The sequence below is a fragment of the uncultured Roseibium sp. genome (genome assembly GCF_947499295.1).
Classification (GTDB): Bacteria; Pseudomonadota; Alphaproteobacteria; order Rhizobiales; family Stappiaceae; genus Roseibium.
Genome location: NZ_CANMNP010000003.1, coordinates 282,787 through 297,601, shown reverse-complemented (window position 1 = coordinate 297,601; position 14,815 = coordinate 282,787). Strand labels below are relative to the sequence as shown.

Annotated in this window: 11 protein-coding genes; 5 read left to right on the top strand and 6 right to left on the bottom strand. The window is 55.2% G+C overall.

The window, feature by feature from the left end; translation table 11 throughout:
* Window positions 1–46 precede the first annotated feature (46 nt).
* On the top strand, window positions 47–3,094 hold the full coding sequence (locus Q0835_RS07875) for an AAA family ATPase (protein WP_298960177.1): 3,048 nt from the start codon (window positions 47–49) through the stop codon (window positions 3,092–3,094).
* 131 nt (window positions 3,095–3,225) lie between these two features.
* Window positions 3,226–4,455, top strand: a complete 1,230-nt coding sequence (locus Q0835_RS07870) for a hypothetical protein (protein WP_298959989.1) — start codon at window positions 3,226–3,228, stop codon at window positions 4,453–4,455.
* An 89-nt stretch (window positions 4,456–4,544) separates the two neighbouring features.
* Here Q0835_RS07870 and Q0835_RS07865 read toward each other — a convergent pair whose 3' ends face one another.
* Window positions 4,545–5,972 carry an MFS transporter gene (locus Q0835_RS07865; RefSeq protein ID WP_298959986.1) on the bottom strand — a complete coding sequence of 476 codons (1,428 nt, stop codon included), beginning with the start codon at window positions 5,970–5,972 and terminating at the stop codon, window positions 4,545–4,547.
* Window positions 5,973–6,101: 129 nt separating this feature from the next.
* On the opposite strand from Q0835_RS07865, the gene Q0835_RS07860 reads away from it, so the two are divergent.
* Together Q0835_RS07860 and Q0835_RS07855 are read left to right on the top strand one after the other, a co-directional pair.
* Window positions 6,102–6,554, top strand: a complete 453-nt coding sequence (locus Q0835_RS07860) for an Rrf2 family transcriptional regulator (protein WP_298821850.1) — start codon at window positions 6,102–6,104, stop codon at window positions 6,552–6,554.
* Window positions 6,555–6,754: 200 nt separating this feature from the next.
* Window positions 6,755–7,972 (top strand): NADP-dependent isocitrate dehydrogenase, encoded by a 1,218-nt coding sequence (locus tag Q0835_RS07855; protein WP_298959983.1) that lies wholly within the window; start codon window positions 6,755–6,757, stop codon window positions 7,970–7,972.
* Window positions 7,973–8,063: 91 nt separating this feature from the next.
* Here the strand turns inward: Q0835_RS07855 and Q0835_RS07850 are convergent, their stop codons facing one another.
* The 4 genes from Q0835_RS07850 to Q0835_RS07835 form a co-directional block, all read right to left on the bottom strand.
* Window positions 8,064–8,420, bottom strand: coding sequence for a hypothetical protein (locus Q0835_RS07850; RefSeq protein WP_298959974.1), 357 nt, complete (start codon window positions 8,418–8,420; stop codon window positions 8,064–8,066).
* A gap of 88 nt (window positions 8,421–8,508) precedes the next feature.
* Window positions 8,509–10,056 (bottom strand): S8 family serine peptidase, encoded by a 1,548-nt coding sequence (locus tag Q0835_RS07845; RefSeq protein WP_298959971.1) that lies wholly within the window; start codon window positions 10,054–10,056, stop codon window positions 8,509–8,511.
* 552 nt (window positions 10,057–10,608) lie between these two features.
* Window positions 10,609–11,325: an aspartate/glutamate racemase family protein gene (locus Q0835_RS07840; protein ID WP_298822515.1), complete on the bottom strand. Its 717-nt coding sequence runs from the start codon at window positions 11,323–11,325 to the stop codon at window positions 10,609–10,611.
* Window positions 11,322–12,014: a GntR family transcriptional regulator gene (locus tag Q0835_RS07835; RefSeq protein WP_298959968.1), complete on the bottom strand. Its 693-nt coding sequence runs from the start codon at window positions 12,012–12,014 to the stop codon at window positions 11,322–11,324. Before Q0835_RS07835 ends, Q0835_RS07840 begins: the two co-directional genes overlap by 4 nt.
* Before the next feature lie 152 nt (window positions 12,015–12,166).
* On the opposite strand from Q0835_RS07835, the gene Q0835_RS07830 reads away from it, so the two are divergent.
* Window positions 12,167–13,855: a thiamine pyrophosphate-binding protein gene (locus Q0835_RS07830; protein ID WP_298959966.1), complete on the top strand. Its 1,689-nt coding sequence runs from the start codon at window positions 12,167–12,169 to the stop codon at window positions 13,853–13,855.
* Here Q0835_RS07830 and Q0835_RS07825 read toward each other — a convergent pair.
* Window positions 13,852–14,766 (bottom strand): LysR family transcriptional regulator, encoded by a 915-nt coding sequence (locus tag Q0835_RS07825; RefSeq protein WP_298959963.1) that lies wholly within the window; start codon window positions 14,764–14,766, stop codon window positions 13,852–13,854. The genes Q0835_RS07830 and Q0835_RS07825 overlap by 4 nt on opposite strands.
* Between the last annotated feature and the right edge of the window lie 49 nt (window positions 14,767–14,815).

Here is a 14,815-nt window from a genome sequence, read left to right as displayed (position 1 = left end):
CTGAAGATCGCGGTATCGACAATCCCAGGTGGAAGCCAAATTGCCTGTGTCAAGAAAGCCCGGAAAAAACAAAGGCAAGGCCCAATCCAGCCTCACGCCTGACGAAACGACCTCCCCCACCTCAGGCACAATACCGCTGCGTTCGGAATTGAGTGTGGTTGTTTTCGGGATCAATACAGCCGGACCAACGCACTTTCAGCTGACCGATGCGACCCATGAGATGCTTTTCGCGAAGCTGGGATCCATCTGCGCGGCCACCGCTTCCGAATTCGGCGGTAAACTTGTCAATTTGCCTAGCGGACAGAAGGTTCTTGTGTTCGGTGTTCCGGTTCTGAAGGAACTGGACGCTGAACGCGCCGTGCTCGCGGCACAGAAGATCCTCAGAATTTTCAAAAACGACGGCAGCACCTTCCAGGTGCAACTGCGCTGCGGAATTGCCAGTGGTGTCGGCTTCGTTGTCCCAAGCGACGGGCCCAGCCTGTCGCCGCAGGATGTGTCGGGCAAAGTCTTCGATGAAGCTTCGCTTCTGGAAAAAAACGCGTGCGGCAATACCTTGCTTGTTTCCGGGAACACCCGCTCGCTGTTCCGCAGCAATTTCGAATACAGGCAAGTGCAACTTTCAGACGGTGCAGGTATTGCCTATGAGGTCCTGCAAAGCATTGCTCCGCCTTCAACCACCTTGCCGAATGCGCGTGACAAAACCCTCTCCGCCTTTGCTGGAAGAACGAACGAGCTGAAATCACTGCGCCTCAATTGGAGCGCAGTGAAAGACAAAAAGCCCCAGTTGATCCTGATCGAAGGCGACCCGGGCATCGGCAAGTCCCGCCTGATTCACACTTTTTTGCAAAAAGCGGGATCCGACCAGGCTCTTGTTCTGAATTTCAGCGGTTCGGTGCATCACAGGCGAACACCGTTTTTTCCGGTCGCTCAAGGCCTCTACAGTTTCTTGGGCCTCAAAGGACTGCAGAGCCCGAGCCTGATCGGCAGCGTGATCCAAACGCTTCTTGTGGACCTCAAGCTCGACACGCCGCGTAACAATGCAAACCTGCGAGCGATCCTGAAAAGCGGTGGGCTCGACAGTCACCCGCCGCGGGAGAAAATTTCGGCCGAAGCGCCGCTGCAGACACTAAAAGACTGTTTTTGTCAGTTGTCTCTGATCCACCCTGTCGTTCTGGTCTTTGAAGATGCGCACTGGATGGACAGCAGCTCGCTTGAGTTGATCGCATATTTGGCAGACACACTTACAAAGGACCGTATTCTCACTCTTGTCAGCACACGCCCGGATCCAGGTGCGAGCGAGCTCGCCGATCTTGCCGACAGAACGTGCCGGATGCAGCAACTGACGCGGGAGCAGACCCGCTTTCTTGCCAGTCAATTGAGACCACGCGATATGACCGACGCTCACTTTGAGCATGTCATTCGGAAATCAGACGGTATTCCGCTCTTTCTGGAAGAGCTGATGAATATTGCTATTGATCGTGGCGGCGACTTTTTTGAAGAACGCAGGGAAACGCTTATCCCCGCTTCGTTGCGAGAAACTCTGGCAGCGCGCATCTCGCACCTGGGCAACGACAAAGAGCTGCTATTGATGGCATCGGCCATCGGCGGAAAGTTCGACCAGAAACTTTTGACAGATATCGCTGGTCTCGCTGGAAAAACGGTCAAGAAACATCTTTCTGCCTTTCAAAAATCAGGTTTGATTTTTCCTTCAGAAGAAGAAGAGCAGCAATACGAATTTAAGCACGGACTTGTTCAGGATCTGGCTTACCAGTCTATTGGGCCAAAGGTGCGAAAGGAGTTTCACGCCAGAATCGCCTCGGCCCTCACCCGTGACCCGGAGAACCAGCCCGAGGTGGCTGCCGAAGTTATCGCGCACCACTTTGAACAAGCTGGAAACGTCGCTGCGTCGTTGGACTATCTTGAAATTGCAGGCCTGCAGGCCGTGCGGCTTGCAGCGCACAAAGACGCTGGAAAACACTTCAAAAAGGCGCTTGAACTCGCGCGCGGGATCGAAGGCCATCAAAAGCGCGACAACACAATCAGCCGCTTTCTGCTGTTGCTGGGACCGCAGATGATCACCAATCACGGATTTGCATCCGAAGAGGTTCAGGAAGTTTATTCCAAGGCCCGCATGCTCAAGAGGCCTCAAGACAGATCCTCGGAAAACCTACAGATGATCTGGGGCCTTTGGGGCGCCCATATGGTAAGGGCCGATATCTCATTTGCACTGGAACTTAGCGCTGATTTCCTGGAAATCGCACTTCAGCTCCAGACAGCGCTCGAGCTTGCCGCGGGTCACTATATGACTGGCGTCGGTGCGTTTTATGTAGGAGATCTGAAAGGTGCCGAGCGCGCCTTTCTGGCGGCCGTGTCAGATGCCGAGCGTGCAGACTTTGAAGACATGGTCACCAACTACAGCCTGGATCTCGGAATTTTGGCCAGATCCTATCTGTGCTGGTGCTATGCCCTGACCAATCAGCCGGAAAAAATGCAGACGGTTTCTGATGAACTTGAACGGTTGGCCTCAGACTCTGATCATGCATTCTGTCAGGCATTCTCAAGTTGCTTTCTGGCAACCGCCAACAATTTTTGCGGCAAGAGTGAAGCTGCCCAACGGCACGCCCTCAAAGCAATGGAACTATGCGGGAACCAGGATTTTGCTCAGCAGGCAGCTCAGGCGGCAATCAACCTTGGACGCGCCAGATTCAAGTCTGGCGACACCAGCGCATTGCCGCTCATGGAAAAGGGGCTTGAAGATTATCTCTCGACCGGTGCAATCCTTGCGCGACCCTATGCGGAAGCCTGGATCGCGGAAGCTCTTCTTCAAAAGAACGATGCCAAGGGAGCGCTGATCAGGCTCAACGATGTGAAGCGGTTTACGGATACGACCGGAGAAGCCTATTTCGATGCGGAACTGACGCGGCTTTCAGCCGTTGCCACCGCCAAATTGCATTCAGCAGAGCATCCGCAGGTTCGAAAGCTCCTTGAAGCATCGGTTTCCATGGCAAAGCAGACCGGCGCAGAGCTGCATCTGAACACCGCAACCGCCCTTTTGCAGGCCCAACCTGCTCTGAAAAATCCCGACAAAATCTGAGATTGCAGGCCAGTCACGGTTTTTAAACCAATAAGTGCAAGAGTGCCCGAATGCATTCTATGAGGGAGCGCGTCTTTCCACACCCATGGAAGGGGCCCGGAAGACGCCAGGAATTCTGACGGGGCAAGCAAATGCTGAAAGAGATTGGCACACAAAGCGGTCTGCATATCGGCGGAGAGCCGATTGAGGATATCGGTCAGCTTCAGAGCGATCTGACCGGCCTGATAAAAAAAGAAGAAAGGCACCTTCTTCAGAGCGACCTGACGGGCGAAATTCTGACGGCGACGCTTGCGTCATCCCAACCTGTCGCCTTCGACGATCTGCAACACTTCTGGGAAAACATCCTGTTTCGTCTGGGTGCAATCTCGGCAATGACGTCTTTGACAGCTGGTGTCTTTGACGGCGACTATTACGATCCGACGCTTGGCCCGGAGCCAAGGCTGGGAACGAGCGGAGCCACCAGAGTTTCTCAATACTGGCAATTCCTGGATCCCGGTAAAAACGAAGCTGCCTGGCAGCAGACGGACGGCTTCAAACCTGCCGAAGTGGTCAAGCCAGTTGACGGCCATTCCCTGCCCTTTCGCGGCGAGTGTGCCGGCGCATTTCAATTGACCGTTTTCTGGGGCCTTTTGGACGGTCTCGGCTCACGAACCTTTACCAAACTTGCCGCCCAGTTTGGCTCCATGCTGGTGGGTCCCTGGACCGACAACCCGGCAACCGATTTCATGGCTCAGAATGGCTCTCTGCAGGATCCGCCGATCCCGGGCGACTATATGTATTTCAAGAACAAGGACGATTACCTGAAGTGGGCGCCGAATGGTTTCTGGCAAGGCCTGAATGCCATGTATATGGGCAAAGACAGTCTCGGCACACGGCACTATTCTGGAATGGGCGCCAGCTGGCTGAGCGAACAAAACCTGCGGAGCTCCCTGGTAAACGCCTACTATCACGATTGTTATCCGCACATAGTCGCTTGCCCGAACGAAGAGGTCCGGTTCACGATCCGCCGCCTTTTGCAGGTACCCTCCAGCTTTAAAAAGGCTGTCACCATACCCCAAAAAGGCACCACACAGCCAAGTAGATCAGCGCCGACTGTCGCGACGTTGCAGGCAAATGGTTATCGCTCGCTGGCGGCAAGCGTCTTTGAAAACCCACGGACAACACTGGAAGAATGCGCAACTCTCTTCGGCTTTGCCTTGGGTAATGTGCATCAACATATCGGATCCGGTCTGGAGAACCCGCCTTCGCGCGTCCGTGTGCCGGGAGCGACGATCATCATCGATTATCATGACTCGAAGGACTCTCGTCATGATCCGAAGTCAATTGTCGAAGTGACCATTACACTTGAAAAGAACCGCTGATACGCCCGAGGCCTGACAGCTTCTGGCCAACGTGCACGGCCTGCTCCCCTCCCACCCGGCAGGCCGTGCACATTTTTCAGGTCCAACCTTCATGATTTCGGGCCGCGCTGTCTTCCTAAAAGGAAGAAAAGCGAAAGCGCTACGAGCGCTCCGAAAAGTGTTATCGGATAAAGCAGGGTAAGACCGGCTGCGCTCGAATAACCCCCTGGCAATTTTTCAAGTGTCTGAAAGAAAATCTGCCCCTGAAGCGCAATGCCGACAGCCATTCCCAATTGCTGAAAGGCTTGAAGCACACCCGATCCCGCCCCAGCATCCGCACCTGACACGCGCGAGAGAACCCGCTGAAATAGTGCCGGTATCAGAACACCTGTGCCCAATCCAACTGCAAACAACGGAAGACCCAGCCAAAAACCATTTGAGGCGGCCACGCCGCTATTGGCAATCAGCCAAAGCACGGTAACACCCGCCAGAACGAAACTTGCCCCAGTCAGGATGCGCAACTCCTGTACTCTTGTTCCCAACCGTCCTGTGAGTGTTGAGGCCAGCATCACGCCCAAGGGGTGCGGTGCCAGTGTCAGACCGGCAGAAAGCGGTGTCAGTCCAAGACCGCTCTGAAGATAGATCGACAATACGAAAAACGATCCGGCGAGCGCGGAAAAACATATCGAGACATACGCCACGCCCAGGACGAAAGACCGGTCCCGGCAAAGCGAAACCGGCAACAACTCCGGCAGACCTCGCTCAAAATTGCTCACTTGCTGACGATAAAAGAGGACGCTTCCCGCCAGTCCCAGGGCCATTAAGCCAAAACACCAGAACGGCCACCCGAACTGACGGCCCTCGACAAGAGGAAAGAGCACCAGCGTGACAGCCAGAAGAAAGAGCACCGTTCCACTCCAGTCTGGCGCAAGACGCGTACCGGTCTGAAGGGACGGAAGAAATCTGAGAGCACCAAAAATTGAAATGAGGCCAATCGGAAGGTTCATCAGGAATATGGGCCGCCAACTAAGATCAAACACGTCCAAGGTGACGATAAGGCCGCCCACAAGTGGCCCCGCAACAGCCCCAAGGGCAGAAATAGAGCCGAACAGTCCAATCGCCTTTCCTTTTTCCGTGTCATTGAAGATCACATGCACAATGGCAAGGATCTGCGGCACCATGGCAGCCGCGCAAAGCCCCTGAACAGCCCGGCTTATGATCAGAAATTGCGTGTCCGGAGCCATTCCGCAAGCAAGCGAACTGCCTGTGAAACCTGCAACGCCGCAAAGGAAAACCTTGTCACGGCCAACAACGTCTCCGAACCGGCCAAACGGTAAGAGCCCGGCGGCAAAGGTCAGAATGTAAACGACGACGATCCATTCAAGTTGGGTGTCGGTGGCATTGAATTCTGCACGGATCACAGGAAGCGCCAGATTGACGACCGTCATGTCAAGAATGTTCATGAACATGGCCAGATACAGCGCGTAAACCGCCAGCCAACGGTTGCTTCGCCGTGCATTGGTGCTTGCAAGCGACATGGTTTTTAACTCCGAAAAAGGGATCAAATTTCGTTACTTAATAAGTTGCGTGAAATCATTCGTCAATCTCATGTGCTTTTTATTGTCACATGACCGTTCGCAAGTTAGGCTTTCGAAAAAGGGAACGTCATGCGAACCGACAGCCGCCTGCCGCGCGTCTTGCACGTGCTTTTGCATCTGGAACAGACTGATGAACCGGTAACATCGGAAGCGATCAGCCGGATGCTCAACACCAATCCATCACTCGTCCGGCGCACCATGGCCGGATTGCGTGAAGCAGGTTTCGTCAACTCCACCAAGGGCCATGGCGGCGGCTGGGTGCTGACAAAGAGTTTGGAGAAAATCACCTTAGCGGACGTTTATTCCGCCTTGGGCTCACCCCAACTGTTTGCCGTTGGCAGATCCAACGACGCCCCCTCCTGCCTTTTGGAACGCTCGGCAAACGAGGCTACTTCAAAGGCGCTTCAGGCAGCACAACAAGCCTTTCAACAGCAACTTGGCAGTGTCGCCGTTGCCGATCTCGTTCGTCCGCATGCGGAAAAAATCCGAAACTACCAAAGGGAAGCCAAATTGATCGATTAATTCTTGGAAACCGGAACAGACCCGAGATTAATCAGGAGATGGCAAAGAACCTGTATTCACGGCATTTTTCGTTATGCCGCCTTGCTGCAATCACGACTATTGTATACAAGCGCACACAATAGAATTCCGGTACAACTCATAATATTGAGATTGCCTGCTTCTGACATTCATTTTTCACAGAACAGCGAGGCCGAGCACCCATGGCAAAAATCAAAGTCGACAATCCCGTCGTTGAGCTCGATGGCGATGAAATGACCCGCATCATCTGGGCCTTCATCAAGGACAAGCTGATCCATCCCTATCTCGACATCGATCTTCTTTACTACGATCTTTCGATCCAGAAGCGCGACGAGACCGATGACCAGATCACCGTTGATGCGGCCAATGCCATCAAGGAGCATGGGGTCGGCATCAAATGCGCCACCATTACGCCAGACGAGGCACGGGTAGAGGAATTTGACCTCAAACGCATGTACCGTTCGCCCAACGGCACCATCCGCAACATCCTGGGTGGGGTGATTTTCCGCGAACCGATCATCATGCAGAATGTTCCGCGCCTAGTCCCCGGCTGGACGCAGCCGATCATCGTCGGACGTCACGCATTTGGCGATCAGTATCGTGCAACAGATTTCCGCTTTCCCGGCAAGGGCAAGTTGACCATCACCTTCACGGGAGAAGATGGCGAGGTGATCGAGCACGAGGTCTATGATGCTCCCTCCTCCGGCGTTGCAATGGCCATGTACAATCTTGACGACAGCATCCGGGACTTCGCGCGTGCGTCCATGAACTATGCACTTCAGCGCAAGGTGCCGTGCTACCTCTCCACCAAAAACACCATCCTCAAAGCGTATGACGGCCAATTCAAGGATCTCTTTGAGGAAATCTATGAGGCTGAGTTCAAGGATAAATTCGCCGATGCAGGTATCTGGTATGAGCATCGACTGATTGACGATATGGTCGCCAGTGCACTGAAGTGGTCGGGTGGGTATGTCTGGGCCTGCAAAAACTATGACGGCGACGTGCAGTCCGACACAGTTGCCCAAGGGTTCGGGTCGCTCGGCCTGATGACCTCCGTTCTCATGACCCCGGACGGCAAAACAGTGGAAGCAGAAGCAGCCCACGGCACCGTGACCCGTCACTACCGGCAGCACCAGCAGGGTGAAAGCACGTCAACCAATTCAATCGCGTCGATCTTTGCCTGGACGCGCGGCCTTGCTCATCGGGCCAAATTGGACGGCAACGACAAGCTCGCCCGTTTCGCCAAGACACTGGAAGGTGTGTGCATCAAAACGGTAGAGTCGGGCTATATGACCAAGGATCTGGCGCTGTTGGTCGGTCCGGATCAGGGCTGGATGACCACAACGGGTTTCCTCGACAAGATTGATGAGAACCTCGCCCGGGCCATGAGCGAACGCTGACCTGACAGGCACATGAGCCACATACACCGGCCACCGCCCCGCCACTTAAGGCTGAAGGGCGGAGGCCGGAGCCCCACCGGTGAGTGTCAGTTCAGGGGAAGAGGCTCGGTTTCGGCGGTACAATGACATCCGCAACAAACGATTGCGCATCTTCCGGAATTTTGGTGGCGTGAGCCGCAACACCAGCTTGCGCGGCCCCGACCTCAAGGCCGAACACTTCAGCAAAATGTGCACGTGATCCTTCGACCGACAACGTGGTACCGTCGTCGCCAACCACCCGAAATCCAAGTGCTTCCAGGGCTTTGCGTGCCTCCCCAACCGTTTCCGCCGGCAGTCTGTAACGCTCGATTGTCGCTGCAGTCAGTGATTCCGTCGCATCGAGTATCGATGAGCCGTCGCTTTGTTTCAAAACGACTTGCGCACCGAAAATCTCGGTCTCATTCGCCATCGGCCAGGCCCCTTAAATTTCTGCCGCGAGAACAACTGGACATGCGCTTGTCAGCGCATGTCCATTCTTGGTCGAATTGTCGCCAGCTTTAGCGTGAACGCAAGGTATCAATCATGTCACTGATGAATTCCTTGGAGAATTCCGGCATCGCGCCGGAGGACACCATTGCCAGCTGCTGTTCCTTGGTACCGCTGAAGAAGGTGGCCGCAACGTCCCCCATCGTATTGATATAAGCCCATTTGGCATCCGCAAGTCCGGACCCCGTTGCAAGGTCTGGTCCGTTGGTCGCCGTATGTCCCATTTGGGTTGTGCCCTTCTTCACGTCCCTTGCACTTTTCTTCAGTTTGTCTTTGACCTCAGCCGGGGTCAGGGTCGGATCCTTTTCAAGCATAAGCGCGCAGATGCCCGCGATTTGAGGACAGGCTGCCGAAGTTCCCGAGAAAAGGCCCCAACCGTCTGAGTTTGATCCTGTCGACGGCGCAATGCCATCAAGCGAGGCACTGGCCTGTACCGGCAGCATCAGGCTCGGTGCCTTCGCACCTCCGATGTTCACGCTCTTGCCTGTCAATCCGCAAAGATCCGGTACCTGGCGTCCCGGGTACCAGGAGGAATTGAAGCTGGACGCATAGCTGGAGGCTTCCAGATCGTTCTCGTCGGGAAGGTTTACATGAACTCCACCGACCGAGATCACATCCGGGTGGCTGCCTGGAAAACCGTAGTGACCATTGCCGGCCGAGAAACAAACCACGACACCCTGGGACACAGCATTGGCAACAGCTGCTTCCAATGGCTTCAGCCAATTGGGAATGGAGGAGCCTGGCGTGTCGGCGCTGTAGCCCCAACTGTTGGTCAGGATCTGGGGTTTGGGATTGGCGTTGAGCGCTGTGTTGATGGCACCGACGGTGTCGTTGCCCATCTTAATCATGCGCAAGCGGCAATCCGGTGCACAGGCAAACACATTCGCACTTTCGCCTGTGCCGTGCCCATTGGCATCGTCTGCCGGGTCGCTCGCACCGGGTGCCAGCAGTGTCGACAGAAGGCGGTACCCGCGGGAGCTGAAAAAAGCGTGCCGGTAGTGACCGGTATCCAGCATACCGACGACGACATTTTTGCCTGTCACGCCCAGCCGATGAACGCGGGAAGCCCGGAGCACGACGCCCACACCGTCAGGCACCATCATGTAGGGATAGGCGTTGGCATGAACCGAGGCGAGCGGTGGGATCGGATGAGGCGCAAAATAGGTTGGCGGCCTCGCAATGACCGCCCCCTCGATCAGTTGCTTGAATTCGTCTGGCGCATTCATCAGCGCTTCGGACGGATCTTCACTCGTCGCCATGAACTCGATCGTGGTATCGGGCCTGATCTCCGTCTTCTGCTTGGTCAGTTTCGCTCCGAAAAACTCCTTGAAGAGTTTCGCCGTTCCACCGATTGAAATCGTGGTGTCGCTCGACGCTTCCTCAAATACGTGAAAGCCGGCTCGGCTCAAGGCTCGTTTTGAATCCCTGATGTCCGAAGGGTCGGAATTGAACTGCTGCACGTTGTCGCTGGTAATAGCTTCCTCTGCGTCAAATAAAGATATCGGCCCAAGCGAACGCGGAGACACAGTAGCGACAACTTCATATTCGTTATTACTCATAATAAACTCCATAAAAAGGTCATTATTTACATTAAAAATACCACCTGAACGCGACGGAACAGGAGAGGCAACTAAGAATACTAGCAGACAATTTTACTTTAGATAACGAATAAAAATATTTATCTAGAAGTAAAACTTCGAGATAATTACTGTTGAACTAAATATTATACAATTGTTACACAACGCAGATACACGCATTGGTAAAATATATTCTGATAAATTTTTAATGAAAACAAAAAATTATTTATGCCCAGCGCGATATTAGTAACAAAAACACAACCAATTCAATCAAAAAATTCGCAGAAGCAAAAATGCTCTTTATAAGAGGCAAAATGCCTTTCCCAAAAAAAGTGCGTTGAATTTGATTATTTCCAACAAATAGGAGCTGTCGAAAGACTTCATTTGCATTTCTATCAACGAGCTGATGACGGCCAGCCATGCCTCGGCAGAGGCGGATAGCCGCTCGCTGCTACCAAACCGCGGAAAATGCCTTCCGAACTAATTGCCCCCTGCCTTCACCTATCTGCAAATGCACCGAAGAAAACGCGTCTCTCAGGTCGGAAAGCGCCGCGGAGACAACCCTGCTTGAAACCATTCGACAAAGCTGACCATCGACCAGACCGGCAGCCCAGTTGCCTTGGCAATATCTTCTGCGTATGGGCACATATTGGTACATTCAAGAACAATGCCGCCAAGGTCCGGATGTGCCTCCTTCAGGGTCAACGCGGCCTGCACGTTATCCTCGCGTGCCGCCTCAACATTCAAGGTGAGTTCATTATCAAGGATTACGCGCGAGAACTCGCTCAATCCCTCTGTGGTACCGACTGGTGTCTCAGCGGGCACACCGGCGGCGTCCAGATGGGCCTGTGTGAGGGTAGAACCGGAGATCGTCAGGACACCGGCACGTTTGCCAGCAGGCATAAGTCGATTGACCATGGAAACCTGTTGCAGGGATGAGGTGACAACAGGAACCGGAACGGCTTGTGAAAGTTCTTCCTGAACAAGAGAAAGAAAACCGCAATTCGTGGTGATACCGTCCACACCGTCGGCAACAAGTTCACGCGCTGCGTCAATAAAGGCATCGACAAGCCCACTTGCCTGCTGCCGGACCACGCGGTCGGGCGATGCGCCGCGCACCACCTTATAAAGGACAGGAAACGGCCAGCTTTGCGCGTTGCCCATATCTCCCGGGATACGCGGAAAGCGTGCCTCGAGCATCAAGATGCCAACGGATGCTCCATAGACAGTCTTGCCACCTGCCGCGATCATGCCGCGTCCTCCGATTTCAGAATGTGTCCGGTAAGTGCGCCGGTGCGGTCCAGGTAGATGTTCGAAATCCCTTTGCTAACAGCATCATTTATCTGATCCATTCGCAGGGAAATATGATCGCGCATCGCTGTCGTTGCCGCATCGGCATCACGGGCAATAAGGGCACTCATGACACTGCTGTGTCCTGCTTTTGTGGTTTTGAGCCTGCTCTCATCAAGCTGGACCCATCGCAGATAGCGGATCTTCTCATTCAGAGCTTGCAGCTGAGCAGCCAGCAGCGGATTTCCCGACAGCTCCGCAATCTTCACATGAAACGCTTCGTCGCGCTCACACGCCTCGGCGACGGTGAGCCCGGCCACCTTGAGCCCCTCGGCGCTCAACCAGTCCGCCAACGCCATGAGGTCGGCATCGCTTGCCCGCTCGCAGGCGCGTTCGACTGCCGCCACCTCCAGTGCTTCGCGCAGATCATATAGGTCATGCACTCCTTCCGCATCGAGCTTCCGGCAGAAGAACCCCTCACCCGGTCGCGCATCGATCAATCCTTCGGCGACGAGACGGTTAAGCGCCTCACGAAGCGGGGTCCGTGACACGCCAAGATCCTTGGACAAGGCACTTTCGTTCAATCGGTCGCCGGGGCGCAGGGCAAAGCCCACAACCATCGACTTGATCTGATCATAGGTCTCCGACATGGCATCCTTTGTCTTCAGTCAGGCTTTGTCTTCGGTCAGGGCAGTTCGGCTCGACAAGATCCGGGTCTTGTTTCGGGTGGTGACACATTCGGGGCTTGAATGCAATATTCAAGGCTGTATACAGATATGTATTCAGACTTGGAGCAAACCTGATGAGCAATCAAATGACCGGTGCAGAAGCCATGGTGCGTATGCTTGAGGCCCACGGCGTAACCGAGGTTTTCGGTCTGTGCGGCGACACCACACTACCGTTCTATGATGCGTTGGCACGGCTCGATCACGGTATCAATCACCTCTTGACCCGCGACGAACGTCACGCGGCCTACATGGCCGACGGTTATGCGCGTGTCACAGGAAAACCTGGCGTCTGCGAAGGCCCGTCTGGCGGCGGAGCAACCTATATTCTGCCTGGCGTGGTCGAAGCCAATGAAAGCTCTGTCCCGATCCTTGCGATTACCTCCGACGTAGCCACCACAAGCCGCGGTCGGTATCCTTTGACCGAACTGGACCAGGTGGCCCTCTTCGGACCGCTGGCCAAATGGAACACGTCGCTGGACGACGCAACACGTTTGCCGGCGCAAGTGCGCGCAGCCTTCCGCGCCATGACAACAGGCACGCCCGGGGCAACTCATCTGGCGCTCCCGTTCGACACCCAAAAAGCGCCGGTGGACGAAACCGAGATTTGGGCCGATCCACGCCACCGCGCTTTTCCGGCAGAGCGCGCGGCCCCAGACCCGGAAGCAATTGCAGAGGCTGCGCGTTTGCTGGCCGGCGCACAAAACGCCATTATCATATGCGGCGGCGGTCCGGTTCTGTCCGGTGCTGAAGACGCCTTGGTAAATGTTGCCCAAATGCTTCAAGCGCCTGTGGCCACGACAGTGTCGGGCCAGGGCAGCATCGCAGAGACCGATCCTCTTGCGCTTGGTGTTGTTGGTTCCAACGGTGGCAATCCAGCCACGCGTGCAGCCGTCGACTCGGCAGACGTGATCTTGTTTGTTGGCTGCCGCGCCGGTTCGGTGACAACCGAACGCTGGCGGTCGCCTTGCCGGGACAAGATCATCCTTCACATCGACAGCGATCCAATGGTGATCGGAGCAAACTATCAGACGGCCGTTGCCATCAATGCCGATGCCCGTTTGGCGCTTGACGCCCTGGCAGTCGAACTTGCCGCTTTGCCCGGGGTCGTATCGCAGAACGGTGTAGCCCGCGCAGCTGCCGCCTGGAGTGCAAAAACTGCCGAATTCGATTTGCTCGCAGCTGCAACGGACCGACCGATCCGGCCCGAAGCCGTCATCGCCGTACTGATGGACATTCTGGAAGATGATGCAACGATCGTGGCCGATCCCGGCACGCCTTGTCCCTATTTCAGTGCCCATTACCGCTGGCGCAAACCTGGCCGGCATTTCATCACCAACCGGGCTCATGGTGCACTCGGCTATGCACTCGCGGCTTCCATGGGTGCCCATGTGGGCCGTCCGGGCGTGAAGACGATCGCAGCGATGGGTGACGGCAGTTTCGGCTTCTCCTGCGGTGAATTCGAAACCATGGTCCGTTACCGGATGCCGATCACGTCCATTGTCTTTTCAAATTCAACTTTCGGCTGGATCAAGGCGGGGCAGAACGCAGGATTCGGTCGCAGGTTCTACAACGTCGATTTCAGCCGAACGGACCACGCTGCCGTCGCGAGCGCCTTTGGGGTCAAGAGCTGGCGGGTTGAAGACCCGGCTGATTTGAAAAAAGTGCTCGCTGAAGCTGTCAACCATGACGGCCCGACACTGGTCGACGTGATTTCCCAGCCCCTTCACGAAGCTGCTGCTCCGGTTTCCGAATGGGTAGCCTAGATGCTGTTTCCAGAAGTCTTGGCGGCAAAACTCGCCAGACTGTCCCGAAGTTGCGCAAGAAACGTTTGTGCGACTGGTGTCAGCGGTCGGTTGCGCGAGGTGATGAGAGCCAGATCGAGCGTGATTGCCGGTTCAAAGGGCCGCGTGACATAGCCGGGCTCCTTGTCGAAATGAACGGTGAACGGGTCGATCAGGGCAACCCCCATTCCCTGCTTGACGAAACTCAGGAGGTTTTCCGACAAGTGGGTGTGGATTTGCGGCCGCCACCCCGCATTGCGGCTTTCAAAGGCTTCCCGCGTGCGCCGGTGGGTCATGTGCTCAGGACCCATGACAATAAACGGCTGACTGTCCAGCAATTCCGGCGTGAGCCGAGGGTGCCGCGCCAGCTCGTGATCTTTCGGCAGAACGGCGATGGTTTCGAAGTGAAACACCTCCCTGGCAAGGGTGTCGTGATAGACAGGCATTTCACAAACACCAATCTCGAACAATCCGGCCATGACCCACTCCTGGATCTTGGACGAATACTGGGATTGGAACGAAATAAGCAAATCAGGCCGCGTCTCGGCGAACCGTGCGATTTCGCCAGGCATGAACCCGAACGACAAAAGGTGTGGTGCCGCCACCTGAAGCTGACCCGCCTGCTTGTTTTGCAGGTCGTGGATCGCCTGTCCGACATGATCGAGGCCACGAACCACCGTATCGACTTCGCGAAACAGAACGTCGGCAACCGGCGTTGGTTGGAGACGGCCTTTGGTCCGTTCAAACAGCTTCAAACGGGTTTGACGCTCCAATTGGGCAAGCAGATTGGAAATACCCGGTTGGGAGATGCCCAACTGCTCGGCGGCACCGGTCACGGTCCCGGTTTCAAAGATGGCGTGAAATGCCTGAAGTTGTCGAAATCTCAAAGCCATACGCGCGCCCTCATAAGCTCATGTATCACAAAAAATGATGGAGCATCAA

What these genes read in the sequence shown, in the direction of transcription:
- Q0835_RS07835 (WP_298959968.1), bottom strand. Translation starts at nt 12,014, where the DNA reads ATGTCGGAGACCTATGATCAGATCAAGTCGATGGTTGTGGGCTTTGCC.
- Q0835_RS07865 (WP_298959986.1), bottom strand. Translation starts at nt 5,972, where the DNA reads ATGTCGCTTGCAAGCACCAATGCACGGCGAAGCAACCGTTGGCTGGCG.
- Q0835_RS07850 (WP_298959974.1), bottom strand. Translation starts at nt 8,420, where the DNA reads ATGGCGAATGAGACCGAGATTTTCGGTGCGCAAGTCGTTTTGAAACAA.
- Q0835_RS07855 (WP_298959983.1), top strand. Translation starts at nt 6,755, where the DNA reads ATGGCAAAAATCAAAGTCGACAATCCCGTCGTTGAGCTCGATGGCGAT.
- Q0835_RS07840 (WP_298822515.1), bottom strand. Translation starts at nt 11,325, where the DNA reads ATGATCGCGGCAGGTGGCAAGACTGTCTATGGAGCATCCGTTGGCATC.
- Q0835_RS07825 (WP_298959963.1), bottom strand. Translation starts at nt 14,766, where the DNA reads ATGGCTTTGAGATTTCGACAACTTCAGGCATTTCACGCCATCTTTGAA.
- Q0835_RS07870 (WP_298959989.1), top strand. Translation starts at nt 3,226, where the DNA reads ATGCTGAAAGAGATTGGCACACAAAGCGGTCTGCATATCGGCGGAGAG.
- Q0835_RS07860 (WP_298821850.1), top strand. Translation starts at nt 6,102, where the DNA reads ATGCGAACCGACAGCCGCCTGCCGCGCGTCTTGCACGTGCTTTTGCAT.
- Q0835_RS07845 (WP_298959971.1), bottom strand. Translation starts at nt 10,056, where the DNA reads ATGAGTAATAACGAATATGAAGTTGTCGCTACTGTGTCTCCGCGTTCG.
- Q0835_RS07830 (WP_298959966.1), top strand. Translation starts at nt 12,167, where the DNA reads ATGAGCAATCAAATGACCGGTGCAGAAGCCATGGTGCGTATGCTTGAG.